A 24,843-nucleotide genomic window follows, 5' to 3' on the forward strand; every position below is an offset into this window, starting at 1 on the left:
GGACGCAGATGAGCCGAAAACTAGGCAGACGTGTCGGCGTTACCGGCCTTGATTGTCTCCCAATCAATGTTCCAGTAGCCCAGGCCGTCGGTGCCGGGCAGGGTGTCACCCTTGGTGTTCACAATCTCCACCGGGTCACCGCGCTTGACGGTGTTCATGTACCACTGTGCATCCGCCGGGGTGGCGTTGATGCAGCCGTGAGAGACGTTCGTCTGCCCCATTGCCCACGTTGCCCACGGTGCGGAGTGGACGTAGATGCCAGACCAGGACAGCTGGGTGGCGTAATTCACCGGGGTAACGTAGCCGCCCGCTTCCAGGCTGAGGCCGTAGGTGCGGGAGTCCATGACCAAGCTGTCGTGCTTGTCACCCACCACGTAAGTGCCGTTCGGGGTGTCGTAGCTGTTGTCACGCCCCAGGGCGATGGCGAAGGACTTCACTTCCTCACCATTGCGGTACACCGTCAGGGTTTTGGTGCTGTTGTCCACTTTGGTAAGGACTTCCTCACCAATGGTGAAGTTCGTTTCACTGTCCTGCTGACCGTAGATGCCGTTGCCAAAGTCCTTGCCATAAAGGTCGGCCTTGACCGTCACCTCCGTACCTGGCGTCCAGTACTCCTTGGGGCGCCAGATCAGTTGATTGCTCTCAACCCAGTAGAAGGCGCCCAGAGTGTTATTGGACGTCTCAATCGTGATGGCGTCCTGCACCGCCTGACGGTCCTCCGGGGACACGTCAAGGTAGAAGGCGATGGCTTGGGCAACACCAACCTCAGAGCCCTGGGTGGGGCTGATCGACGCAGCCAACTGCAAGCGGGGGCTCACGGTGGTGAACGTGGCAATCGAGGCCGTACCCAGCTTGGTCATGGCCTTGACGGTGTAGGTCTTGCCATACCCCAGCGGTTCAGTGGTGGTCCATTCCGTGCGGTCTTCGTTGAAGGTGGCCTCAACTTCCTTGCCGGACTCATTCGTCATGGTGACGGTATCCAGCCCCGCGGGAGTGTTCACGGTAACCGGGATACCCGGCTCTACATCCTCCGAGCCGTCCTTGACCGAAATGGTTGCAGGGGTGTCCTGGACAATCTCGGACTCCCCGGATTCCGCGGCGTCCCCGCGTTCGAGGGTGCACCCCACCGCGGCGGCGCCAACGAGCACTGCCGCCATGCCAGTAACAACTACACGCCGGATGTTTGACACTGACCACACCGACTTAGAGGACATGCTTCAACCACTTAACTTTCTGCCGCACGCCGATACCGCTATCGGACTTCACCTTTATTAGTCGCTTATAACGCCTACTTGGTTACAGGATTCCCACTCTTGAATTCTGCACCGCCATGAACACCGCCATGAACATACAAAAGCGACTGCCGTGACGGACACCTTAACCGCTCGCCCCACATAGTCCCACTTGAAACATTCACTTCCTCACAGTCGTTATCGTATTGTTTCCAAGCCTTTGAAACACCCCTTTAACCAGGCGATTTCACCTATTTAAATTGTGGTGCTATATTTTTCTTTCGTTGCCGTAAGGCAGAGCGCCATTAGCTCAATTGGTAGAGCAACTGACTCTTAATCAGTGGGTTCGGGGTTCGATTCCCTGATGGCGCACAGACCACGAGGTCGGAGCACACCCAGTGCCCTGGCCTCGTTTTTCGTATCCAGGACAGTTCATCAGACTACCCTTGTTGGGCATGAGCACCACCCCAGCAACAACACCCCACCCCATCACCGCCGTCACCGTTTTCGCGGGTGCACGGGAAGCCACCGTGCCCGCGATGAACACGTTGGCTAGGGATTTCGGGGCAACGCTTGCCCGGCGCGGGATCACGCTCGTCTACGGCGGTAGCCGGCTGGGGCTCATGGGGGCTGTCGCCCAGGGTGCAATCGACGGTGGCGGGTCGACGGTGGGGATCATCCCGAAGCACCTTGCCGCGCATGAGATCGCGCACACGAACCTCACGGAGCTCGTCTTCGTGGATACGCTCGCGCAGCGCAAGGCCCTCATGGGTAAGCGGTGTGATGCGTTCGTTGCGCTTCCTGGGGGTACAGGCACGCTCGATGAGCTTTTCGACGAATGGACCAACCAACAACTCGCCCTCCACACCAAACCCATCGGGCTGTTGGGCGTCGATTTTTGGCAGCCGCTGATCCAGATGGTGGACCACATGGTCGCCCACGGTTTTGTGCGGCAGGAGGATCGGGACAGCCTCGTCGTGGCAGATGATCCTAATGAGTTGCTGGATCTGTTGGCTCAGTGGCAGCCGCAGCGTCCGCGCTGGTCCCCTGCCCCACAGGACGTCTCACACGAATCAAAGTGAGTAGGGTTGCTTGATATGACCAAGGCTCTTGTCATCGTTGATGTTCAGAATGATTTCTGCCCCGGCGGTTCCCTCGCCACTGAGCGTGGGGATGTCGTAGCGGAGAGTATTGCCCAGCTCCTCGCCACCAATTCCGGGGACTATGACCACATCGTGGCTACCCAGGATTGGCACATTGATCCGGGCACACACTTTTCTAATACCCCCGATTTTGTGGACACGTGGCCTGTCCACTGCGTTGCGGACTCCGAAGGCGCTGCGATGCGGGCGCTACTGGCGAAGGAATCAGCCGCAGCCGTTATCGAGGAGTACTTCCGCAAAGGGCGGTATGAGGCGGCGTATAGCGGATTCGAGGGGGCGTCGACAAGCGATGAAGATGTACTTCTTGCGCAGTGGCTGAATGAGCGTGGCGTGACGCATATCGACGTCGTGGGCATCGCCACCGATCACTGCGTACGCGCGACCGCACTGGATGGGCTACGCGAAGGCTTTAACGTGCGCGTGCTGCGCGAGCACTGCTCCCCCGTGAGCGAAGAGCGCGGCCTTGCGGCGTTGGAGGAACTCCGCGAAGCCGGCGCCACCGTTATCTAAGCAAAAACAGCGCGCCCCTCATCGACAGGGACGCGCTATTTTTATTGTGTTTTAGTTGCGCTCAGCGAGCAGACGCTGCAGCTCCTTGAGATCCTTCTTCTTCTTGCGCTTGTTAGAAGACTTGATGGCCACCAGCAGCACAACTGCTACGGCGACACCGGCGAGAACCTTCTGCACCTTGTCGTCCTTGAGCTTGTTGCTGACCTGCGCCTTAGCGTTGTTAGCCAGGTTTTCCGGACGGGTACGGTCCGCAATCTCATCGATCGTGTTGGCCAGGTTGACGCGGGTGCGCTCGATTTCGCGCTGGATATCGTTAATATCGCGTGCCACTTTTAACTCCCCTGAAGGTTTGTTTCTCTCTTTGTTCTCCCAAGTACTGTACCGAAGAATCCGTGGCGCAGTATGAAGACAGTGCCACTATGGTGGCGGATATGACTGAACAGATTCGTTTGAACGTCGGCGACACCGCCCCTGCTTTCACTCTGACCAATGACAAGGGCGAGACCGTCTCCCTGTCCGATTACGCCGGCCAGCGCGTCATCGTCTACTTCTACCCACGCGCCAACACCCCTGGCTGCACCCGTGAGGCCTGTGATTTCTCCGAGAACCTCTCCGAGTTCGAGGACGCTTCAGTCGCAGTCGTGGGCATCAGCCCGGACTCGCCGGAGAAGCTGGCCAAGTTCCGTGCTGACCATGACCTGACCATCGAGCTGCTTTCTGATGAGTCCAAGGAAGTCATGACCGCTTACGGCGCCTTCGGCGAGAAGAAGAACTACGGCAAGATCGTCCAAGGCGTGATCCGCTCCACCTTCCTCGTCGGCGCTGATGGCACCATCGAAGCAGCCCAGTACAACGTCAAGGCCACCGGCCACGTTGGCCGCCTGCTGCGCGATCTGGACTTCAGCTAAGCGGCGAAGACCCCCACCCCGAACAGCTGTTTCTTTCAGCGGGTGGGGCACTGTACACTGTGAACCGCTCCGCGCCATGTCGCGGCCTACTTTTCAGGGCCCACGACGCTGAGGTGCGGGTGCGCGCCCGTGGCGGAATTGGCAGACGCGCTGGATTTAGGTTCCAGTGCCGTAAGGCGTGTGAGTTCAAGTCTCACCGGGCGCACAAATTCTTTGCCCTCCACCTCAGACCTTGGGGGCTCAACACTTTGATTGATAGAGTCTGGGGTGTGAGCGACCAAGACCAACACACTGAGCAACCCCCACAGCGCAAGCGTCTGCGCGTGCGCGCATGGCACGTCATCCTGCTTGTGGCGGCCGTGGCGGTGAGCCTCCTGCTGGCTAGCTGGCAGTGGTCGCGCTACACCTCCGGCACAGGATCACTCCAAAACTTGGGTTACGCACTGCAGTGGCCCATGTTCGGCCTGTTCTTCATATACATCTACCGCGCCGGTATGAAGATGGAGAACGAAAAAATCGATGCTGAAAACGCCGGCCGCTCCATGGATGCACTCTACGAAGCCGACGCCGCAGCATTCGGCGATCCGGACAAAGATGCCCCCATGACGGAGATCAGTGAGGACTTCCTCCCCCAACGGCGTGAGTTGGATGTGGAGGAATTCAATGAGCTAAACACTCCACGTAGGCGCCGGCCTATCGACGACACCAGGTAACCACCAGTAGCGAAAGACGAAAGAACAATGACCACTCCCCCAACCACCCCGGAACCGCGCATTCACCCGGAACGTAAGCGCCGTGTGAAGACTGCGCTGACGTTGTTCTCCGTTGCCGCATGGGTCACCGGTGTCATGCTGCTTCTGCTGTGCGTGCGCATGGTGATGGAGTACGCCCTTCACATGGATGTTGGCAGCCTGAACTGGGTGGCCATTGCCCACGGCTGGATGTACGCACTGTTCCTCTTGGCAACCTTGAACCTGGGCATGAAGGCCCGCTGGGCCACGAAGACCTGGCTCGTCACCGCCCTAGCCGGCGTTGTGCCGTTCCTGTCCTTCTTCGTCGAACACTGGCGCCGCCAGGAAGTCACGAAGGAATTCGCCCTCAACGAGCCCTAGACCTCCCCGGTTAGCCGTTCTTGGCTGCCAGGGCGTCGTGCATCCATGGTCCGGTTTGACTATCGCACCTTCCAGCGATCGGCGACCTGCGGTTTTGTCGCGCACGGATCGCCATAGTCAAACGGGCACACCGAAAGACCAGCTGTCGCTGGCTTTCGGCAAGAGGTGTCGCTTACCGCCCGTACAAGAGCGTCATTGCTCCGAAGGGGTGGACTGTGTTGGGGATGAGGTATCCGCGTGGTGATCTCCACATTGGTGTGCCTCTGATGTTTTCCACCCGCCCGTGGTGGGGTTTGGATGGGTCATCGTCGTTGGTGCGGTTGTGGTACCTGCACAGCATGGCAAGGTTATCCATGTTGGTTAACCCACCCCTCGACCAGGCTTTGATGTGGTGGACCTCGCAGTTATCGGCTGCATGCCTACAATCCGGCACAGGACAGGTGGGCATTGTGGCGCGGGCTAAGTCGCGCTGTTTCTGGTTAGCGAAGCGCTGCGTGTCGTACAGGTTGACGGGGCCTTCCTGGGGGTGGAACAGGGCGACTTCCAAGACGTCCCCAAAATTCTGCTGAAGGAATTCCGCACCGGTCATGGTGGTGCCATCGGTGAGCCCCAGGATGACATCATTTCCGTGACCTTTCATGATGTTGATGTGCTCGTCCAACGGGATGAGGACCAAGGGGCGGGGGACTGCAGGGGCAATACCAGAAGGAGCTTCACCCTCTTCGGGGCGCAGGCCCAGGATGGCCATGAGTTTCTCGTACATCTGGGGCCCAGCAGGACCATCGTCAAGGTTCTGTCGTGTGGCGAATTCGATGGCGGCAGCGTCGTCTTCTAGGGCCATGATGGTCACAGGACGCCTCTTCTTATTCGAGCGACCATACCGAACTGTTGGCTCCGGAGCAGGCTTATCCACCTCAGGCACGATGTCCGTCGAACGACGCTTCAACGTGTCGTAATTGCCCGGAACAGACAACAGGGCGAGGCGCAGGCGCCACTTCTCGGCGGAGTCCTTGATCCCAGCGAGGCGACCTTCGATGTAGGCCAGCTGATCCATGGACTTCTTCGTGGAACGGGCGATCTTGATCGCGTTGGCTTGCTTACGGGTGAACGTGGTTTTGCCGTAGTAGGCCGTGTGGACTTTTACTAATTCGCGAACACGGGCAGGGCTGCAGCCAGCATCGAGGAGCACCCGGGCATCAAAGTCTGCCAGGGCCTCGATCGGGTTGGTCAAACCCGCTACTAAGGCTGCAAAAGAACTCATGCCATGCACGCTAAACCGAAACGCAAGAAAGCGAAAGGATCAGCCAAAACGGCCTGTGGATAACACAAAACTATCCACAGGCCGCGCGCGCTGAAGTATGCGGCAGGACACGTAAAGAGGCCACGTAACCAGCAGAAACAGGCCGGTTCCCTCAAAACCCAAAAAAGTTAAAGCCTGCGCTTTACGCTCCCACCAGCTTGGCAATCTCCGGCGCGAGCACGCGCAGGGCTGCGCCACGGTGGGAGCGTTCGTTCTTCTCGTCCGGGCTCAGCTCGGCTGAGGAACGGCCGGGGCAATCTGCGGGTTCAAAAAGCGGGTCGTAGCCAAAGCCGTTCTCCCCGCGTGGCTCGCGGAGCAAGGCGCCCTCCCAGCGACCTTCCGCGGTGATCTCACGGGGCTGACCGTCAGGCGACAGCTCAGCTGGCACGTCAAGTGCGCAGCACGACACGAAAGCAGCGGCGCGGTGGTCAATATCGCTCATTTGCGCGAGCAACAGATCGTTGTTCGCCTGGTCATCGCCGTGGTCCCCAGACCAGCGGGCGGACAGGACACCCGGCATACCATTGAGTGCTTCGACGGCAATGCCCGAATCATCTGCCACGCAGGCAAGCCCCGTTGCGGCAGCACCCGCACGCGCCTTGATCAGTGCGTTCTCTTCAAAGGTCAGGCCGGTCTCCGGCGGTTCAGGGTATGGCTCTACGTCTTTGAGGGAGACAAGCTCCACGCCCGCGATGGAAAACTCAGCGAGAACCGTTTCCAGTTCGCGGAGTTTCTTTGCATTCCCAGAGGCAACGAGGATCTTCAGCGGTGTATTTACCACCCCAGCGCCGCCTTCTGCGCCGCGATGAGCTCGAAACAGCCCTTCTCAGCCGAATCGAGCATGGCGTTCAGTTGATCGCGGCCGAACAGGCCGTGCTCACCCGTGCCTTGGACTTCAACGAAGTTGCCGGACTCCGTCATCACCACGTTCAAGTCCACCTCTGCACGGGAGTCTTCCTCATACGGCAGATCCAGGCACACAGCGCCGTCGACGATGCCCACGGAGACAGCAGCGACCGGCGGCTGCAGCGGCTCCCCTGGAACCAGGCCGCGTTCCTTCAGGTGTGCGATCGCATCAGCCAAGGCAACGTACGCGCCGGTGATGGACGCGGTACGGGTACCACCATCAGCCTGCAGCACATCGCAGTCGATCTGAATGGTGTTCTCCCCCAGCTGCGACAGATCCACGGCCGCGCGCAGGGAGCGGCCCACCAAACGGGAAATCTCGTGGGTGCGTCCCTTGACCTTGCCTCGCATGGATTCACGTGGCATACGCTCATGCGTTGCCGCCGGCAGCATCGAGTATTCAGCCGTGAGCCAGCCCTCGCCGGAATCCTTCTTGAAGCGGGGCACGCCCTCCTCGGCGGAGGCAGTACACATCACGCGGGTGTTGCCGAATTCGACGAGGACGGAGCCAGCAGGATTCGTCGTAAAGCCACGCGTAATGCGCACCGGGCGCATCTCATCAAGCTCGCGACCATCAGCACGGACAAAGGAATTTGCTTCAGTCATGCCACGAGCCTACAGAACCTCGTAGACATCCTTCGCACAGCCGACAACAACCTCACCATCGAATTCCGCCTTGGCAGCTGCGAGGGTTGCTTCCTTGTCGGACCATGGCTGAATGTGAACGAGCACAAGCTTCTTCACACCCGCTTCACGCGCCAGCCGGCCAGCTTCCTGGCCTGACATGTGCATTCCGGGCGGGGTGTTCTCATCGGCAACCGGCCCCCACGCAGCCTCACAGAGGAACAGGTCAGCACCACGGGCCGCCTCCACCAGCGCGGGTGTGTAGGCAGAATCCCCCGAGAACGTAATCACCGCGCCAGAATCCTTGTCCTCCACACGCAAGGCATGCGACTCCGCTGCTGGGTGCACCACCGCGAAAGGAGTGACCGTCACGGCATCAATGTCCACGGACTCACCCGATACCCAGGTGTGTACATCAAAGGTGTCCGACAGATCATCAATCTCATCCGGACCGTTCGCGCTCATTCGACCCAAGTGCTCTGCCGCATAGCTGGGGCCGTAGAGCATGTGACGCCGCGTTGCTGGCGCCGTGGGGTGGAAACGACGCCACACGCACAACGACGCAGTGTCCGAGCAGTGGTCAGCGTGAAGGTGACTGAATAGCAGATGCGCATCCGACGGATCGCCTACCTCTTGCAGCGCAGCTAGAGCACCCGGACCAAAATCCATGAGAATTCCCGGGTCCCCCTCACGCGCGTTAATCAGGTAGGACGATCCGGGGTTGCCCGGAGCCGCAAGCGACCCAGTGCATCCGAGAACAGTCAATTTCATGCGAACACTGTGCCACGGATCCTAAGAAATACCTAAAACAAACTCGCCATGACCTGCCATAATCCCCACCGACATGGGCTAAATCACTTATGTAGTTCCGTGTGACACGGCCGCGACGTGCGGGCCAAGGAACCTCTCCGCAAGACGGTTGAAGGTTTCCGGGTCACCGGTGGACTCAAAAACCCTCGTGGGTTCATGCCCCTCATCAGCAAACATGTCGTTTTCCGTGAGAATGCGCAGCACGTCCTTCGCGGTTTCCTCTGCCGAGGAGACGAGCGTGACATCATCGCCGATAGCCAGCTGAATCACGCCGGAAAGCAGCGGGTAGTGCGTGCAGCCCAACACGAGCGTGTCCACACCCGCTGCCTGCAACGGCTCCAAGTAGCCCTGTGCCACACCAAGAATCTGGCGGCCCGAAGTGATGCCACGCTCCACGAATTCCACGAACGCCGGGCAGGCCGCGGCAGTTACTTCCACTGACGGCGTCAGATTGAACAAATCTTGGTATGCCCCGGAACGGATGGTCGCTTCCGTACCAATAACCCCCACCTTGCCGTTGCGGGTCGTTGCCACCGCACGACGCACGGCTGGCTTGATCACCTCGATCACCGGGACGTCGTAACGCTCACGCGCATCATGCAAAAATGCAGCGGATGCCGTGTTACACGCAATGACAATCATCTTGCAGCCGCGCTCAACCAACTCATCCGCAATGTCCATCGCATGTTGGCGCACCTGCGCGAGCGGCTTAGGGCCATACGGCCCATTCGCGGAATCCCCGATGTACAGCACCGATTCATGTTGCAGCTGATCCATGACCGCGCGAGCCACGGTCAATCCCCCGAACCCAGAATCAAAAATCCCAATTGGCGCGTTGTTATTCACGCATAAAAGTGTACCGCCCCTCGTGGGGGCGGTACTGAGAGCATGTTGCTTATCGACGGATCGTGCAGATAAGACCTACGCTGCGTCAACCTTCGCCGGCTGTGCAGCTACGGAGCTGAGACCCGGCTCAGCAACGAGAGCGGAGTTCACGCGGGAGAACACACCCGTGAGCAGGTCCAGCTCAGATTCAGAGAGGTTGTCAAAGAACACGCGGCGCATCTCAGCCACGTGACCCGGCAGCGCTTCCTGCACGGTCTTCTCACCCGTTGGGGTCAGTGCTGCGAAGGTGGAACGGCCATCATTCGGGTCCGGAATGCGAACGACGAGGCCCTTCTTCTCCAAACGGGTAACCACGCGCGACAGGTGGGACAGCGACATCGACGTCGCCTCCGACAGGTCCGTCATGCGGCGCGAGTTGTGCTTAGAGTCAGAGATTTTCAGCAGCGCCTGGAACTCAAAGTACGTAACACCAGCGTCGCGCTTCAGCTGTGCGTCAAGGCTGGTGGGCAGCTGCATCTGCATGGCCCAGAAACGGGCCCAAACATCATTTTCGTGGGCGGACAGTCCGCCGAAAGGGGCATCCATGTTGCTCATGAAACTAAGAATAGCTTAAGGCTTAGAAAATTCATATTTTCTGAATTGACCTTCTTATAAACACTGGTCACGAACAGTTTCACGGCGTGTCGTTTCGGCAACAACTTAAGAAATCACTTATCTGATGCCACAACTAAGGAGGATTCTTAAGAAAACAGGGACTGCCTTACTGCATGCGCTGCGAAGACTGCTTCAGCGCTTTCTTCTGCTGCTTCTTGGCGGCCAGTGCTGGCGGGTCATCAGACGTAATAATCACGCCCGCCGCGATACCGCCCAATGCGCCGAAGAGGTGCGCCTGCCAGCTCACCCCTGGTGTCAGCGGCAAAACGCCCCACACCAAACCGGAATAAAACAGGCCAAGCACAACCCCCAAGGCAATCTGTGATGCTGAGCGGTTGAAGATACCGCGGACCAACAGGTAACCCAACCAGCCATACACCAGCATGGACGCGCCGATATGGTTTGTTCCCAACCCACCGAAGAACCACACACCGACACCGCCGAGGGCAACCACAAAAGCAGTGACCTCCCAGAACACTCGGCTTCCTGAGTAACCGATAAGGAATGCAAAGATAGCACCCGGCACCGTATTGGACATGAGGTGCTCAAAATTCACGTGCAGAATCGGCGACGTAAAAATGTAGGGCAAGGACGATACATCCAGCGGGTGAATACCAAACGCCGTTAAGGTTCCACCGAACAAGAACACGTTGATGATGTGAACTGCCCAGATGAGCACCACATACCCCACCGCATACGTCAGTCCCAGACGCATCTGGCTCCGGCGGGTTTTCTGCCGGGGATGAATCGGCTGCGTCGGCTGGCCGGGATACGACGGCCTCATGGGCAAGCCACCATTCGGTGCGCCGTACGGATTGCCGAACTGGCCACCCGGCTGGTTGCCGTACTGGTTGCCGGGATATGGGCTGGAAGGGGGAAAAGTGCTCATCGTGCGGCTTAGCTTAATGGGTTTGGTGCGAGGATGTCGCTCCATGCAGTAACGCCGTAGCCTGATTCGGCGGATGCCACTGCATCCACAATCGCGGCTTCCACGCAGCGGGCCGATGCGTCACACAGGGCGTAGAACAGCTCCGGGTCAGTGGTGGCGGGGGTTTCCTGCGCCGTCGATAAGCAGAAAAGCGTATCCCCATCAAGCGGCGAGTGGGCGGGGCGCACGGCGCGCGCCAAGCCATCGTGCCCAGTCATGGCCAAGCGTTCGAGCTGTGCGGTTGGCAATGGGCACGTGGTGGCCACGACTCCGATGGTGGTGTTGAGCTTCGGGGTGGGGCGTTCCAACTGGGAAAACGCCTGTGTATCTACCGGCGGGCGGGTGGGATCGCCATAGAACCGGCCCGTTGCCGAATCGATGGGGCTGCCCAACGGGTTGGCCACGACCGCGGCGGCCACGATGTACTCGATCTGGCCATCGGCGCTTTTCACCGTGGTTTGAGCACGGCCAAATCCGCCGCGCAGCGCGCCGGCCAAGGCGCCACAACCGGCGCCTACTGTGCCGGAGCGATCCCCAGCAGTGCCGTCGAAAGCAGCGCGGATTGCTGCCGCGCCGTCCTCCGCGCCCGGACGATGGTTCGGATCCCCCACGATGAGATCAAAGATGACGGCGGCGGGGACAATGGGTACGCGCGGGCCTGGATTGCCCTCGCCGAAGACAGGGAAGCCGATGCCGCGGGATTCCAGCTCCCGCATGGCGCCATCGGCAGCGGCAAGACCAAAAGCGGAACCACCGGACAGCACAACGGCATGGACGCGCTCAACGCTGTTGTGAGGATCCAGCAGATCCGTCTCACGCGTGCCAGGTCCGCCACCACGAACATCCACGGCACCGAGTGCACCAGCACCATCGGTGGACACAATGGCGGTGACCCCCGTGTCCCCCAAAGAACAATGGCCAAGCGCAAGACCCGGCACAGAAAAATCAGTGACTAGCGGCGTCATGGCCCACGATGTGCCTGCAGCCACGTCACTCCCCCATCAAGGCTTCCAGCAGAGACTGTTGGCAGTACGCCAACCATTCCACCAAGTTGGCCTGATCTTGTTCCGCAGCCTCCGTCGGCGCTTCTGCTGCTGCGACGTACAACCGCATGTCATTGAGTGCAGCGATGAACTGCTCTGCCTCGTGTTCCTCAATGGTCACGGCCACGCCACCCGTGGGGCCGAGCGCCATGTTGACTACCTGGAGGTTGGACAACTTCGCCTTGATGATGTCGGTTTCATGAAGGGAACGCAGCAACGCGTTATCGCCTTCAAATTCCTCATCCCCGGCGCGCTCAAAATCCGGCAGGAGGCGAGCCAAAGACGGATCGGTGGGCGCTTCAGTGTGGCCGGTGGACATGTCCATCATCTCCGCCAACTCATCCTTCGGCGCCGACTGTGCGCGCTGAATGAGGGCTTCGGAGACGGTGGCGGTGAGGTCACCGATCACTTCACGCTCCATCGGATCAAACACGGTGCTGTAACGCGGGGTGCGTACAAACCCCTTCTTCCGCCGCCACGGCTGCATTGTTGCTAGTCCTCCCTCTAACCAGCCTGCTGCATGGTTGCCCACAGGCCGGCGGTGTGCAACTTCTTCACATCGCCTTCGACTTTATCTTTTTCGCCTGAGGAGACCACGGCCTTGCCTTCTGTATGCACCTGCATCATAAGTTCCTGCGCGCGCTTGCGGCTGTAGCCCAGCACGGTTTGGAACACGTAGGTGACGTAGCTTTGCAGATTCACCGGGTCATCCCACACGATGCACATCCACGGCAGGTTCTCTGCTGTTTCAACATTGATCTCGATCGCTTCGTCGAGCTCGGGCGTGGCCATGGGCGATCCCAGGCGGACCTCATGTGTGACACCGTTCATGGGCCCAAGAGTACTAAAGATCGGCAGCTCCCCGCGGGCAGGCCGAGTGCTGGCTGCGAAGACGGCGGCTGCGACTAGTGTTGTCTGCATGACACAGCCCGAGTCCGCGTCCACATCCCAGCAGCCGTCGACAGCTTTTCTCACTGACATGTACGAGCTGACAATGCTCGATGCCTCCATGAAGGACGGCACTCATTCCCGCGAGTGTGTCTTTGAGGTCTTCGGCCGCAAGCTGCCCAATGAGCGCCGCTACGGTGTCGTGGCTGGAACCGGCCGCCTCATCCAGGCCGTGCGTGATTTCCGCTTCACCGAAGACCAGATCGCCACCGCCGATTTCCTGAGTGAAGAGACAAAGGACTACCTGCGCCACTATCGCTTCACCGGGCAGATCGACGGCTATAAGGAAGGCGAGCTGTATTTCCCGTATTCCCCCATCCTCACCGTGCGCGGCACCTTTGCGGAGTGCTGTGTCCTGGAAACCGTCATCCTGTCCATCCTGAACGCTGACTCCGCGGTTGCTACCGCGGCATCCCGCATGGTCACCGCCGCTGATGGCCGTCCGATCATGGAGATGGGCTCCCGCCGCACCAATGAGCAGGCTGCAGTTACCGGTGCGCGTGCCGCTTACATCGCTGGTTTTTCCTCCACTTCCAACATGGAGGCGTCCCTGCGTTACGGCATTCCCGCCGCTGGTACGGCAGCCCACGCGTGGACCCTGCTGCACACGAACCCGGATGGCACGCCGAATGAGAAGGCTGCGTTCAAGGCCCAGATTGAATCCCTCGGAGTGGACACCACCTTGCTGGTGGATACCTACGACATCACTCAGGGCGTGATCAACGCCATCGAAGTCGGTGGCACTGAACTCGGTGGTGTGCGTATTGACTCGGGTGATCTGGGCATTATGTCCCGCCGCGTGCGTGCGCAGCTGGATGAGCTGGGGGCATACAACACCAAGATCATCGTGTCCTCTGACCTGGATGAGTTCACCATCGCCGGCCTGCGCTCCGATCCAGTCGATGGCTACGGCGTGGGCACGTCCGTGGTCACTGGCTCTGGCGCACCGACCGCCGGCATGGTGTACAAGCTCGTTGAGGTGGACGGAGTGCCCGTGGCCAAGCGTTCCTCCGGCAAGCAGATGATGGGCGGCGCGAAGGGCGCTGTGCGTACCTACCGCGGGTCCGGTGTCGCCGTGGAGGAGATCGTCTACCCGCAAAACAACGTGCCGGACAACCCAACGTCTCTGGATTACCGCAAGCTCGTCGTCCCGCTCATGCGCGACGGGGAGATCGTCGATGGTTTGGACGACCTCGAGGCCACCCGCGCCCACTTGGCAAAGCAGCGTGAAACCCTGCCGTGGGAGGGCCTTGCACTGTCGCGCGATGAACCGGCGATCCGCACTCGTTTCATCGGCTTCCCGGAAAGCTAGCGGGCACGAGTGGACACAGAGAAGGACGCTAAAGACGCGGAAGCCGACGGCCAGGACCCGTTGTCGCTGAGCACACAGGAGCTGCTCGCCGCTGCGGTAGAAGCCCTGGGCGGCGCGGAGCGCCCCGGCCAGGTGGCTATGGCCGATGCCGTGACCAAGGCACTCACTGAGGAGCGCCACCTTGCCGTGCAGGCAGGCACGGGTACGGGTAAGTCGCTGGCCTACTTGGTTCCCGCGATCCGTCATGCGCAGACCACGGATACGACGGTGATCGTGTCCACCGCCACGTTGGCGCTCCAGCGGCAGCTGGTGGAGCGGGATTTGCCACGCCTCGTCGAAGCGCTTGATCCGCTACTCACCCGCACGCCGACCTTCGCCATTCAGAAGGGTCGCTCGAATTACCTGTGTTTGAACAAGCTGGCGGTGGATCCGCAGCAAGAAGAAGCGCTCATCGACGAAGAGGAGATCTCCTGGCTCGGCCGCCACATCAAGCGCGTCTACGAGTGGGCGGATGAGACGGAAACGGGCGACCGCGATGACCTTGAACCTGGCGTGCCAGATCAGGCGTGGCGTCAGCTGTCCGTGACTGCTGCGGAGTGCGTCGGCGCCACGCGTTGCCCGCACGGTGAAGAGTGTTTCGCCGAGGCCGCTCGCCGCCGCACGCAGGACGTGGACATCGTTGTCACCAACCACGCACTGCTAGCCATCGACGCGATGAGTGACATCAATGTCCTGCCCGAACACAGCGCCGTCATCATCGATGAGGCCCACGAGCTCGACGGCCGCGTCACCTCCGTTGCCACGAATGAAATCTCCGCGCGCGCACTCACGCTCGCCGCACGTCGCGCCGGCAAACTCAAGGCCAAGACCGAACAAAGCAAGCTCGAATCGCTTATCGACGATTTCACCGCCGTCCTCGCCCTCGAAAACCCCGGCCGCTGGGAAACCATCTCCGATCCCGCCCGCGCGTCCTTCGCCGGTGTCCGTGATGCCTTGTGGCGCACCCGAGATGCCATCTCCCGCGGCCCCGAGGGCGAAGCCACGAATGATCCAGAGACCTTCGCTGAGCGCGAGAACCTCAAGAACCATCTTGCTGAGCTGCATGATTCCATCGTGCGCATCCTCGAAGTATTTGATGAGCCGGACCCCTCCAAGCACGTGGACGTGGTGTGGCTGACCCGCAATGAGCGTTATTCCGACACCACTGATTCTGTCTCCGTGGCACCACTGTCTGTGTCCACTCTTCTGCGGGACAATCTCTTCGGTGAACAAACCGTCGTGCTTGCCTCCGCAACCCTGACTGTGGGCGGTAATTTCCGCGCCATGGCAGCCTCCTGGGGGCTCCCCAACGGCAGTTGGGATTCCTTGGATGCTGGTACTCCCTTTGATCCGCGTAAAGCGGGGATCCTCTACGTGGCCAAGCATCTCCCACCACCAGGCCGGGATGGACTCGGTGAAGACACCATCACGGAGATCGCCGAACTCATCACCGCGGCGGGTGGGCGGACGTTGGGCCTGTTTTCGTCGAAACGCGCTGCCGTCGAAGCAGCTGATGCACTGCGCTTGAAACTGCCCTTCGACATTCTTGTCCAGGGCGATGATTCCATTGGCGCGTTGGTGAACAAGTTCGCGGCGAGTGAGAATGTCTGCCTCTTCGGCACACTCAGCCTCTGGCAAGGCGTGGATGTCCCCGGGAAATCTCTGTCCCAGGTGATCATCGACCGCATCCCCTTCCCCCGCCCAGACGATCCGCTTCTGCAGGCGCGGTCCAATGCTGCTGATGCCGCTGGTCGCTCCGGCTTCATGGAAGTTTCCGCGACGCATGCCGCCTTACTCCTCGCCCAAGGCGCTGGACGCCTCCTGCGCAGCACCAGCGACCGCGGCGTGGTGTCCATTCTGGATAGCCGCCTAGCAACAAAGCGCTACGGCCAGTTTCTCCGCGCCTCCCTGCCGGATTTTTGGGAGACCACAGACCCTGACGTTGTCCGCGGTGCACTTAAACGCCTAGTGGCCTCGGACGGCAGCGGCCGTCACTGACCCTGGGGCGACCTCCGTAAAACCTGCATCCTGCACGACGACGGTCGTTTTATCCGCCACGACCTCTGCGAAGACATCCTGCGGCAGCTCATGCACCACGAGCGGGAAACCCGCCTGCGCCCAGGAAAGCGCCCAGTCCTCCTCCATCGCAGCCGCCAACAGCATGGAGGCATGACCCGCCTGCGCTGCTGCCTTGCCCACGGACATACCCAAAGAATCATCGATGATCACGCTGGGAGTCGGTGCGGTGAGAATCTCCTCTGCTGTGGGGACCTGCTCACCCTCATGCGGCAGCTCCGTCCCCTTGATCTGAAGCTTCGCAATGTCGTGCGGTACCTCCCCTACCGCCGACGGGATGAACGCTCGCGCCTGAGCCGTGCCATTCGTGGCGCTGCACCCCGGCAGCGCCTGAACATGATCCCAACTCGCGCCGCGCGCACGGCGCGCAATTTTCCGGATCCGGTGGCCGTACCACCCGGCCAGCGCATCACGCCATGCGCCGTCACGCCCAGCGCGCGGGTCCATGCACACCGCCACCACGGCCTGCGCCGCCGCAGTGAGCAGATGCGCACGCTTTGGCGGTTCCTGCTTTGGGATATGCAGGGCAATCTGCATCGCCTGCACAGTGGCCGGATCCGCCGGGTCCTCACCACCCCGCGAAGGGTCCTCCATTGCGATGTGGAGGAGGCGGTGGGCGGTGCGGATATCGTCGATAAGCTGCTGCTCAAGCATTAATCGAGCGCAACCTTGCCTTCAATCCCCTGCTCTTCATTGAGCCGATCAATCTCATGACGCGGCACACCCATGATGTACAACACCGAATCCAGGAACGGGTGGTTCACCGACGTGTCCGCGACCTCACGCAGCGCCGGCTTCGCGTTGAACGCGATACCCAAGCCCGCCGCGGTGAGCATGTCGATGTCATTCGCACCGTCACCCACCGCAACGGTCTGGGACATGCGCAGGCCGGAGTCCTTGGCAAACTCAGCCAGGAACTCAGCCTTCGCCTGCCTGTCGACGACCTTCCCAATCACCCGGCCCGTCAACTTTCCGTCAACGACTTCCAGCGTGTTCGCGCGGACATAATCCAGATCAAGCTCTTCCGCCATCGGCTCCAGAACCTGGATGAAACCACCGGAGACAACCGCGGTGCGGTAGCCCATCTGCTTCAACGTACGAATCGTCGTGCGCGCACCCGGGGTCAAAACAATGTCGCGCGCCACCTCATCGAGCACAGACGCATCCAGGCCAGCGAGCGTAGCCACACGCTCACGCAAGGACTCCTCAAAATCGAGTTCACCGCGCATCGCACGCTCGGTCACCTCAGCGACCTCAGCTTCACGGCCAGCGTGTGCCGCGAGCATCTCAATGACCTCGCCTGTGATCAAGGTGGAGTCACAGTCGAAGCACACCAAACGCTTCGAGCGGCGGGCAAGACCGGAACGCTCAATCGCGATATCCACGCCCAACCCCGCCGACAGCTCCGCCAACGCCTGACGCACCGTGTGGCTCACCTCATCGCCGGTGCCCGGGATGGTGATGGACAGCTCCAAGCCCGTGACTGGGTAGTCGGAGATGCCACGAATACGGTCAATATTCGCCCCGAAGTCCGCCAGAGTACGGCCGATTTCAGAGACGGCCTCCGCCGTCACCGGATCCCCGAGCACCACCACCACGTGCGTAGAACGCTTACGCTGCGGCGACAAGTACTGCTCTTCCGTATCAATACGCACGGAGTGGTCCGCTAACTCTGGCGCCGCCTCCAAGTCACGGCGCAGGGCCTCTGTCATCGACGTATTCACACCGGCAAAGGCCGCCAGGGCCAAATAACCACGGAACTGTGCCTGCTCCACATCCAGCAACTGCACGCCGTGCTGGGACAGAACGGCGAAGAACGCTGCGGTCACACCTGGGCGGTCTGCGCCCGTCACAGTGATGACGGCTGATTGAAGTCCGGGCTGAAGGGTCACCTCATAACTCATGGCTATGAAACTACCCCACGACAGCACGAAGCCCCACTCCACGGGGTGTGGAGCGGGGCTTCGATCAGGAGTTTCGCTGCAGCAACAAGGTGCTGCGCTTTAGCCCTTAGGCGTCGTGGTGGCCAGTGTGAGCCTCACGGCGCATGGCCTCAACCATGTGCGGGTGGTGCAGCTCGAAGGCCGGACGCTCAGAGCGGATACGCGGCAGCGAGGTGAAGTTGTGTCCCGGAGGCGGGCAAGAGGTTGCCCACTCGAGGGAGTTGCCGTAACCCCACGGGTCGTCGACGGTGACGATCTCGCCGTAGCGCCAGGACTTGTACACGTTCCAGATGAACGGCAGGAAGCCGATACCCAGGATGAAGGAGCCAACCGTGGAGATTTGGTTGAACAGCGTGAAGCCGTCCGTATCCAGGTAGTCAGCGTAACGACGCGGCATACCCATGTTGCCCAGCCAGTGCTGGATCAAGAAGGTCATGTTGAAGCCGATGACCACGAGCCAGAAGTGGATCTTGCCCAGACGCTCATCCAGCATGCGACCCGTCATCTTCGGGAACCAGAAGTACACGCCAGCAGTGGTAGCGAACACGATGGTGCCGAAGAGGGTGTAGTGGAAGTGAGCAACCACGAAGTAGGTGTCAGACAGCTGGAAGTCCAGCGGCGGGGAAGCCAGCATAATACCGGTCAGACCACCGAAGAGGAACGTGAACAGGAAGCCCATGGACCACAGCATCGGGGTCTCGAACGTCAGGTGACCGTTCCACATGGTGCCCACCCAGTTGAAGAACTTCACACCGGTCGGCACAGCAATCAGGAACGTCATGAACGAGAAGAACGGCAGCAGGACCGCACCGGTCACGTACATGTGGTGTGCCCACACAGCCATGGACAGGCCACCAATAGCCAGGGTTGCGAAGACCAGGCCGATGTAGCCGAAGATCGGCTTACGGGAGAAGACCGGGATGATCTCGGAGATGATGCCGAAGAACGGCAGTGCGAGGACGTACACCTCAGGGTGGCCGAAGAACCAGAACAGGTGCTGCCACAGGATGGCGCCACCGTTAGCCGGGTCGTAGATGTGGCCGCCGAGCTTACGGTCGTACAGAACACCAAGAGCAGCTGCGAGCAGCAGCGGGAAGATCAGCAGCGCGATGATGGACGCAACGAAGATCGTCCAGGTGAACACCGGCAGACGGAACATGGTCATACCCGGTGCACGCAGGGTCAGAACCGTGGTCACCATGTTGATAGCGGAAGCAACGGTACCGATACCGGTTGCACCCACACCCAGGATCCACAGGTCAGCGCCAACACCCGGGGTGTTAATCGCATCAGCCAGCGGCATGTACATGGTCCAGCCGAAGTCAGCTGCACCGCCCGGGGTAGCAAAGCCAGCCAGCATTGCCAGAACACCAGCGGTGGTGATCCAGAAACCGAACGCGTTCAGACGCGGGAAAGCCACATCCGGTGCGCCGATCTGCAGCGGCAGAACGAAGTTAGCAAAGCCCCACACCACTGGGGTACCGAATGCCAGAAGCATCACGGTGCCGTGCATGGTGAACAGCTGGTTGAACTGCTCGTTGGACAGGAACCGCAGACCCGGGTTGAAAAGCTCCGCACGGATCAGCAGTGCCATGAAGCCACCGAGGAAGAACCAAATAAAGGACGTGATGATGTAGAAAATGCCCAGTTGCTTATGGTCCGTGGTGGTCATGAGGTCCCAAAGACGGGTACCCTTACGTGCCTTCCCGGTCGGCTCCGGCCGAGAAGGTGCTACAGACGCGGCATCATTATCTAGCCGCGGTGCTACAGCAGTCATTCGTTTCCTCCTGATTGTCATGCTCAGCCGCACAACGGCCCGTCAGGTTTTCCGGACCGCACCTATAACTAACGTTCCCGTCAGTGTCCCTTTTTCTGGGGCACTGACGCGATAGCCATAGATAGAGCACAGCTAATACCGCTTCATCCTATCGCCCCATCCAGTGAAAAGCCAGACATGCTTCAGCTCACTCACGTCAATACCCTCAATCACGTGAAGCAGCCGAGGCCTTCCCCCACAGGTCGCCTTGACCTGCATGTTCTACGGGAGAGCCCGCCACGCCCAAAATGTCCTCCCCTCCCCCACTTCCCCTCAACTAACCCCGGAATAGGTAAAGCCAAAGACGGCCCCGCGTGATGATTTTCACACGGGGCCGTCAGGCAATTATCAGCTAGAAGTCCCAGTCATCGTCCTGGGTGTCCTCGGCCTTACCGATGACGTAGGAAGAACCGGAGCCGGAGAAGAAGTCGTGGTTCTCATCCGCGTTCGGGGACAGGGACGCCAGGATTGCCGGCGACACACGAGTCTCATCAACCGGGAAGAGGCCCTCGTAGCCCAGGTTGTTCAGAGCCTTGTTGGCGTTGTAACGGAGGAAGCGCTTCACATCCTCGGTCCAGCCCAGCGGATCATAGATGTCTTCGGTGTACTGGCACTCGTTGTCATAGAGGTCGTACAGCAGGTCGAAGGTGTACTCCTTCAACTCATCCTGACGCTCCTGCGTCTCCTTGCGCACACCCTGCTGGTACTTGTAGCCGATGTAGTAGCCGTGCACCGCCTCATCACGGATGATCAGACGGATGACATCAGCCGTGTTCGTCAGCTTGGAGTGCACCGACCAGTTCAGCGGCAGGTAGAAGCCGGAGTAGAAGAGGAAGGACTCCAGCATCACGGAAGCAACCTTGCGCTTCAACGGATCATCGCCCTCGTAGTAGCTCAGGATGATCTTGGCCTTACGCTGCAGGTTCTCATTTTCCTCAGACCAACGGAACGCATCATTAATAGACGGCGTATCCGCCAACGTCATGAAGATGTTGGAGTAAGACTTCGCGTGAACCGACTCCATGAACGCAATATTGGTGAGCACTGCTTCCTCATGCAGCGACGTCGCATCTGGCAGCAACGACACAGCACCGACCGTGCCCTGAATGGTGTCCAAGAGCGTCAAGCCGGTGAACACACGCATCGTCGCGGTCTTCTCTTCATCCGTCAGCGTGCGCCAACTCGGAATATCGTTAGACACTGGAATCTTCTCTGGCAGCCAGAAGTTACCCGTCAGACGGTCCCAGACCTCCAGGTCCTTGTCATCAGGAATGGAGTTCCAGTTGATGGCCTTCACCGGTTTGTCATGCTCGGCCAAGTACTCGTCGTACTCATGCGCGTAGGTCACGCAGATCATCCTCTCGTAGTGCGAAAAGCAGGGGGTTATTCAATTCGTCGAAAAGCACAGGCTTAGAGCATGCAGGACACGCAGCCCTCAATCTCAGTTCCTTCCAGCGCCATCTGGCGGAGACGGATGTAGTACAGCGTCTTGATGCTCTTACGCCAAGCGTAGATCTGCGCACGGTTAAGGTCACGCGTCGTCACCGTGTCCTTGAAGAACAGCGTCAACGACAGGCCCTGGTCCACGTACTTCGTGGCCACCGCATAGGTATCGATGATCTTCTCGTACCCAATTTCATAGGCATCCGTGAAGTATTCGATGTTCTCATTGTCCATGTGCGGTGCCGGGTAGTACACGCGGCCGATCTTGCCTTCCTTGCGGATCTCGATCTTGGACGCGATTGGGTGAATCGAAGACGTCGAGTTGTTGATGTAGGAAATCGAGCCCGTCGGCGGAACTGCCTGCAGGTAACGGTTGTAGATACCGTCGCGTGCAACATCAGCCTTCAGCTGCGCCCACTCCTCAGCAGACGGAGGCGTTGCGTTGGACTTAGCGAAGATCTCCTTGACCTTCTCCGTCTTCGGTTGGAAGTCCTCCGGGTTGTAGCGGTCGAAGAACTCGCCGGTGGCGTACTCAGAGCGCTCAAAACCGTCGAAAGCCTGGCCCTTTTCCACGGCAATCTTGTGGGAGGCCTTGATGCACTCGTACATCACGGTGGCGAAGTAGGCGTTGGTGAAGTCCAGGCCTTCCTCCGAGCCGTAGTGAATGTGCTCGCGGCCCAAGTAGCCGTGCAGGTTCATCTGACCCAAGCCGATGGCGTGCGAAGCATTGTTGCCCTCGCGCACAGACGGAACCGAATCGATCGAGGTCTTGTCCGCCACTGCTGTGAGGCCACGGATTGCGGTCTCCACAGTCTTGGAGAAGTCCTCCGAGTCCATCGCCATCGCAATATTCAGGGATCCCAGGTTGCAGGAAATATCCTGGCCCACTTCCTGGTACGTCAGATCATCATTGAGCTCCGACGGAGTGTTCACCTGAAGGATCTCGGAACACAGGTTGGACATGTTCACGCGGCCAATCTTGACCGGGTTCGCCCTGTTCGCCGTGTCCTCGAACATGATGTACGGATAGCCGGACTCAAACTGGATCTCCGCAATCGTCTGGAAGAACTGACGGGCGTTGATCTTGGACTTGCGGATACGCGGGTCCTCGACCATCTCCTCGTACTTCTCCGTCACCGAGATATCAGCAAACGGCACGCCGTAGACGCGCTCCACGTCATACGGGGAGAACAGGTACATGTCATCGTTGCGCTTGGCCAGCTCAAAGGTGATGTCCGGAATGACCACACCAAGCGACAGTGTCTTAATACGGATCTTCTCATCCGCGTTCTCACGCTTGGTGTCCAGGAAGCTCAGGATGTCCGGGTGGTGCGCGTTGAGGTACACCGCACCAGCACCCTGACGGGCACCGAGCTGGTTCGCGTAGGAGAAGGAGTCCTCCAGCAGCTTCATCACGGGGATAACACCAGAAGACTGGTTCTCAATGCGCTTAATCGGCGCACCCGTCTCGCGGATGTTGGACAGCAGCAGCGCCACGCCACCACCGCGCTTGGACAGCTGCAGGGAGGAGTTAATCGCGCGCCCGATGGACTCCATATTGTCCTCAATACGCAGAAGGAAGCAGGACACGAGCTCGCCGCGCTGCGCCTTACCGGCATTCAGAAAGGTCGGGGTTGCCGGCTGGAAACGGCCGGTCATAATCTCGTCGACAAGCGAGGAAGCAAGCTCTTCATTGCCATCCGCGAGGAAGAGTGCGGTCATGGACACGCGATCTTCGAAGCGCTCCAGATAACGGCGGCCGTCAAACGTCTTGAGCGTATACGAGGTGTAGTACTTGTACGCACCCAAGAAGGACTTAAAGCGGAACTTGTAGGAGTACGCACGCTTGAACGTGGACTTCACAAAATCCCAGTCGTACTGAGCAATAACCTCAGGCTCATAGTACTTGTTCTCCACCAGGTAATCCATCTTCTCTTCCAAGTCGTGGAAGTAGACGGTGTTCTGGTTAACGTGCTGCAAGAAGTACTGGTTGGCAGCTTCCCGGTCCTTATCAAACTGAATCTGACCGTTCTCGTCATACAGATTCAACAGCGCATTCAACGCGTGGAAGTCAAGCTGATCCACCTTGTTCACCGGCTCAGCGACGGTTTTCCCCAGATTTTCGGACACGATGGGCGGCCTTTCTTTTTTAGATAATGGCTAATTCAAGCAGGCGATGCTTGGTTTGAAGGTTTGTTCAGAGTTATTCAAGGTCATTCAAGGCGACGCTACTCACACAGCTTGATAGCGTGCACGCAGCCGCGCAAGTCTTTCAGCATTCTCATTCGCAGGTTGCGCCTTACGCTGCTCGAGTGCTTCTTCTTCAGCGGCAGTGAGCGGTTCAAGCCCCAGTTCAGCCGACTGTTCCAGCAAGGAGTCGCGCACATACTCCACGTCAGTTTCCGTACCCATCAGCTCAAAGCGGTAGAGGTACGGTTTGCCGGTCTTCGCAGAAATCACATCTCCTGCCAGGCAGAAATCCGGACCGAAATTCGAATTGCCCGCGGCGATCACGCCACGCAGAAGATTGCGGTTGTGCTCATTGTTCAAAAAGCGGATGACTTGAGGGGGCACCGGGCGAGAGTTCACGCCCTTCACCAAGGACACACCCCCGCCATATGTCGGACACACAAGCACGTAAGGCTTATCGACGACAAGGTCTCCCTCCAGCTTCCGCAGCGGGATCCGCGCGGCAGGCAACCCCAACTTCTCAACAAAACGGGCCGTGTTACCCGTCACCGAGGAGAAGTAGACCACCAACATCTGCAAAACCCTTTCCTATACTTCAAGCCGCCAGCAAGTGACGGCTTGGAAACAATGTGCGGAAGCTTAAGCGACGCTTTCTGCGAGAGTGCGGATGCGGTCTGGGCGGAAGCCCGACCAGTGCTCACCGTCAACCTCAACAACCGGTGCCTGCAGGTAGCCCAGCGCCATGACGTAGTCACGTGCGGAGTCATCCATGGAGATATCCACCGTGGTGTACTCCAGGCCCGCACGGTCGAGAGCCTTCTTAGTTGCGTTGCACTGGACACATGCCGGCTTGGTGTAGAGGGTGATGGACATGACCGCGAATCTCTTTCTGTGAGGCGATGGTTAACGGAGTAACTGACGAAAATGAATCGAATTCTCCTCGCATCCCCTGGGGGAGGCGAACACTTGGCAACACTATACGTTGTGCCATATTTCGGCAACTCATACTACATGTAGTAGTTACACGCATGATATTCGCA

At 59.5% G+C, this 24,843-nt stretch carries 26 protein-coding genes and 2 tRNA genes; 9 read left to right on the forward strand and 19 right to left on the reverse strand.

The genetic code is table 11. The features are described from left to right. Nucleotides 1-20 precede the first annotated feature (20 nt). On the reverse strand, nt 21-1,214 hold the full coding sequence (locus L8U60_RS03280; RefSeq protein ID WP_269964961.1) for a L,D-transpeptidase: 1,194 nt from the start codon (nt 1,212-1,214) through the stop codon (nt 21-23). 317 nt (nt 1,215-1,531) lie between these two features. Between L8U60_RS03280 and L8U60_RS03285 the strand changes: the two genes are divergently transcribed. The 3 genes from L8U60_RS03285 to L8U60_RS03295 all read left to right on the forward strand — a co-directional run bounded on the left by L8U60_RS03285 (nt 1,532) and on the right by L8U60_RS03295 (nt 2,905). Beyond that, a tRNA-Lys gene (locus L8U60_RS03285) sits at nt 1,532-1,604 on the forward strand. An 83-nt stretch (nt 1,605-1,687) separates the two neighbouring features. Next, nucleotides 1,688-2,314 (forward strand): LOG family protein, encoded by a 627-nt coding sequence (locus L8U60_RS03290; protein WP_269964962.1) that lies wholly within the window; start codon nt 1,688-1,690, stop codon nt 2,312-2,314. A gap of 15 nt (nt 2,315-2,329) precedes the next feature. Beyond that, the gene (locus L8U60_RS03295) at nt 2,330-2,905 is read left to right on the forward strand and encodes an isochorismatase family protein (RefSeq protein ID WP_269964963.1); all 576 of its coding nucleotides are present in this window, start codon (nt 2,330-2,332) and stop codon (nt 2,903-2,905) included. Nucleotides 2,906-2,956: 51 nt separating this feature from the next. Here L8U60_RS03295 and L8U60_RS03300 read toward each other — a convergent pair whose 3' ends face one another. Continuing rightward, nucleotides 2,957-3,235: a DUF3618 domain-containing protein gene (locus tag L8U60_RS03300; RefSeq protein ID WP_269964964.1), complete on the reverse strand. Its 279-nt coding sequence runs from the start codon at nt 3,233-3,235 to the stop codon at nt 2,957-2,959. A gap of 101 nt (nt 3,236-3,336) precedes the next feature. Here L8U60_RS03300 and bcp point away from each other — a divergent pair, with 101 nt between their 5' ends. The 4 genes from bcp (at nt 3,337) to L8U60_RS03320 (ending at nt 4,925) form a co-directional block, all read left to right on the forward strand. After that, entirely contained in the window at nt 3,337-3,813 is a 477-nt protein-coding gene (gene bcp, locus L8U60_RS03305; protein WP_269964965.1) for a thioredoxin-dependent thiol peroxidase, read from the forward strand. A gap of 123 nt (nt 3,814-3,936) precedes the next feature. Then, nucleotides 3,937-4,018, forward strand: a tRNA-Leu gene (locus L8U60_RS03310). Nucleotides 4,019-4,082: 64 nt separating this feature from the next. Further along, nucleotides 4,083-4,526 carry an MreC domain-containing protein gene (locus L8U60_RS03315; RefSeq protein ID WP_269964966.1) on the forward strand — a complete coding sequence of 148 codons (444 nt, stop codon included), beginning with the start codon at nt 4,083-4,085 and terminating at the stop codon, nt 4,524-4,526. 27 nt (nt 4,527-4,553) lie between these two features. Beyond that, complete coding sequence (locus tag L8U60_RS03320) at nt 4,554-4,925, forward strand: DUF3817 domain-containing protein (RefSeq protein ID WP_269964967.1); 372 nt, start codon at nt 4,554-4,556, stop codon at nt 4,923-4,925. A 172-nt stretch (nt 4,926-5,097) separates the two neighbouring features. Here L8U60_RS03320 and L8U60_RS03325 read toward each other — a convergent pair whose 3' ends face one another. The 10 genes from L8U60_RS03325 to clpS form a co-directional block, all read right to left on the reverse strand. After that, nucleotides 5,098-6,186 carry an HNH endonuclease signature motif containing protein gene (locus L8U60_RS03325; RefSeq protein WP_269964968.1) on the reverse strand — a complete coding sequence of 363 codons (1,089 nt, stop codon included), beginning with the start codon at nt 6,184-6,186 and terminating at the stop codon, nt 5,098-5,100. Between the two features lie 181 nt (nt 6,187-6,367). Continuing rightward, complete coding sequence (gene rdgB, locus L8U60_RS03330) at nt 6,368-6,991, reverse strand: RdgB/HAM1 family non-canonical purine NTP pyrophosphatase (RefSeq protein WP_269965007.1); 624 nt, start codon at nt 6,989-6,991, stop codon at nt 6,368-6,370. A gap of 8 nt (nt 6,992-6,999) precedes the next feature. Then, the gene (rph, locus tag L8U60_RS03335) at nt 7,000-7,737 is read right to left on the reverse strand and encodes a ribonuclease PH (protein WP_269964969.1); all 738 of its coding nucleotides are present in this window, start codon (nt 7,735-7,737) and stop codon (nt 7,000-7,002) included. Nucleotides 7,738-7,746: 9 nt separating this feature from the next. Further along, nucleotides 7,747-8,526 carry an MBL fold metallo-hydrolase gene (locus tag L8U60_RS03340; protein WP_269964970.1) on the reverse strand — a complete coding sequence of 260 codons (780 nt, stop codon included), beginning with the start codon at nt 8,524-8,526 and terminating at the stop codon, nt 7,747-7,749. Between the two features lie 87 nt (nt 8,527-8,613). Continuing rightward, nucleotides 8,614-9,411 (reverse strand): glutamate racemase, encoded by a 798-nt coding sequence (gene murI / locus L8U60_RS03345; protein ID WP_269964971.1) that lies wholly within the window; start codon nt 9,409-9,411, stop codon nt 8,614-8,616. 75 nt (nt 9,412-9,486) lie between these two features. Further along, on the reverse strand, nt 9,487-10,005 hold the full coding sequence (locus L8U60_RS03350; protein ID WP_269964972.1) for a MarR family winged helix-turn-helix transcriptional regulator: 519 nt from the start codon (nt 10,003-10,005) through the stop codon (nt 9,487-9,489). A 166-nt stretch (nt 10,006-10,171) separates the two neighbouring features. Continuing rightward, on the reverse strand, nt 10,172-10,954 hold the full coding sequence (locus L8U60_RS03355; RefSeq protein WP_420840141.1) for a rhomboid family intramembrane serine protease: 783 nt from the start codon (nt 10,952-10,954) through the stop codon (nt 10,172-10,174). Nucleotides 10,955-10,962: 8 nt separating this feature from the next. Next, nucleotides 10,963-11,958 (reverse strand): P1 family peptidase, encoded by a 996-nt coding sequence (locus L8U60_RS03360; RefSeq protein WP_269965009.1) that lies wholly within the window; start codon nt 11,956-11,958, stop codon nt 10,963-10,965. A 25-nt stretch (nt 11,959-11,983) separates the two neighbouring features. After that, on the reverse strand, nt 11,984-12,523 hold the full coding sequence (locus L8U60_RS03365; RefSeq protein ID WP_269964973.1) for a DUF2017 domain-containing protein: 540 nt from the start codon (nt 12,521-12,523) through the stop codon (nt 11,984-11,986). A gap of 17 nt (nt 12,524-12,540) precedes the next feature. Continuing rightward, the gene (gene clpS, locus L8U60_RS03370; protein WP_084576706.1) at nt 12,541-12,867 is read right to left on the reverse strand and encodes an ATP-dependent Clp protease adapter ClpS; all 327 of its coding nucleotides are present in this window, start codon (nt 12,865-12,867) and stop codon (nt 12,541-12,543) included. Between the two features lie 88 nt (nt 12,868-12,955). Here clpS and L8U60_RS03375 point away from each other — a divergent pair, with 88 nt between their 5' ends. Together L8U60_RS03375 and L8U60_RS03380 are read left to right on the forward strand one after the other, a co-directional pair. Next, entirely contained in the window at nt 12,956-14,296 is a 1,341-nt protein-coding gene (locus L8U60_RS03375; protein ID WP_269964974.1) for a nicotinate phosphoribosyltransferase, read from the forward strand. 60 nt (nt 14,297-14,356) lie between these two features. Beyond that, nucleotides 14,357-16,333 carry an ATP-dependent DNA helicase gene (locus L8U60_RS03380; RefSeq protein ID WP_274708447.1) on the forward strand — a complete coding sequence of 659 codons (1,977 nt, stop codon included), beginning with the start codon at nt 14,357-14,359 and terminating at the stop codon, nt 16,331-16,333. On the opposite strand, the gene L8U60_RS03385 is transcribed toward L8U60_RS03380, so the two are convergent. The 7 genes from L8U60_RS03385 to nrdH all read right to left on the reverse strand — a co-directional run bounded on the left by L8U60_RS03385 (nt 16,301) and on the right by nrdH (nt 24,676). Further along, a complete protein-coding gene (locus L8U60_RS03385; protein ID WP_269964976.1) occupies nt 16,301-17,065 on the reverse strand; it encodes an aminoacyl-tRNA hydrolase in 765 nt (254 codons plus the stop codon). The genes L8U60_RS03380 and L8U60_RS03385 overlap by 33 nt on opposite strands. Further along, complete coding sequence (gene serB, locus L8U60_RS03390; RefSeq protein ID WP_269964977.1) at nt 17,065-18,315, reverse strand: phosphoserine phosphatase SerB; 1,251 nt, start codon at nt 18,313-18,315, stop codon at nt 17,065-17,067. The genes L8U60_RS03385 and serB overlap by 1 nt, the downstream gene beginning before the upstream one ends. Nucleotides 18,316-18,421: 106 nt before the next feature. Continuing rightward, complete coding sequence (ctaD, locus tag L8U60_RS03395; RefSeq protein WP_269964978.1) at nt 18,422-20,131, reverse strand: aa3-type cytochrome oxidase subunit I; 1,710 nt, start codon at nt 20,129-20,131, stop codon at nt 18,422-18,424. Between the two features lie 391 nt (nt 20,132-20,522). After that, nucleotides 20,523-21,527, reverse strand: a complete 1,005-nt coding sequence (gene nrdF / locus L8U60_RS03400; RefSeq protein WP_269964979.1) for a class 1b ribonucleoside-diphosphate reductase subunit beta — start codon at nt 21,525-21,527, stop codon at nt 20,523-20,525. A gap of 53 nt (nt 21,528-21,580) precedes the next feature. Then, entirely contained in the window at nt 21,581-23,743 is a 2,163-nt protein-coding gene (nrdE, locus tag L8U60_RS03405) for a class 1b ribonucleoside-diphosphate reductase subunit alpha (RefSeq protein ID WP_269964980.1), read from the reverse strand. Between the two features lie 102 nt (nt 23,744-23,845). Next, complete coding sequence (gene nrdI, locus L8U60_RS03410; RefSeq protein ID WP_269964981.1) at nt 23,846-24,376, reverse strand: class Ib ribonucleoside-diphosphate reductase assembly flavoprotein NrdI; 531 nt, start codon at nt 24,374-24,376, stop codon at nt 23,846-23,848. Between the two features lie 66 nt (nt 24,377-24,442). Next, nucleotides 24,443-24,676, reverse strand: a complete 234-nt coding sequence (gene nrdH, locus L8U60_RS03415; RefSeq protein WP_269964982.1) for a glutaredoxin-like protein NrdH — start codon at nt 24,674-24,676, stop codon at nt 24,443-24,445. Nucleotides 24,677-24,843: the final 167 nt, after the last annotated feature.

This window comes from Corynebacterium meitnerae, from assembly GCF_027570075.1.
In the GTDB taxonomy this organism is placed as follows: Bacteria; Actinomycetota; Actinomycetes; order Mycobacteriales; family Mycobacteriaceae; genus Corynebacterium; species Corynebacterium meitnerae.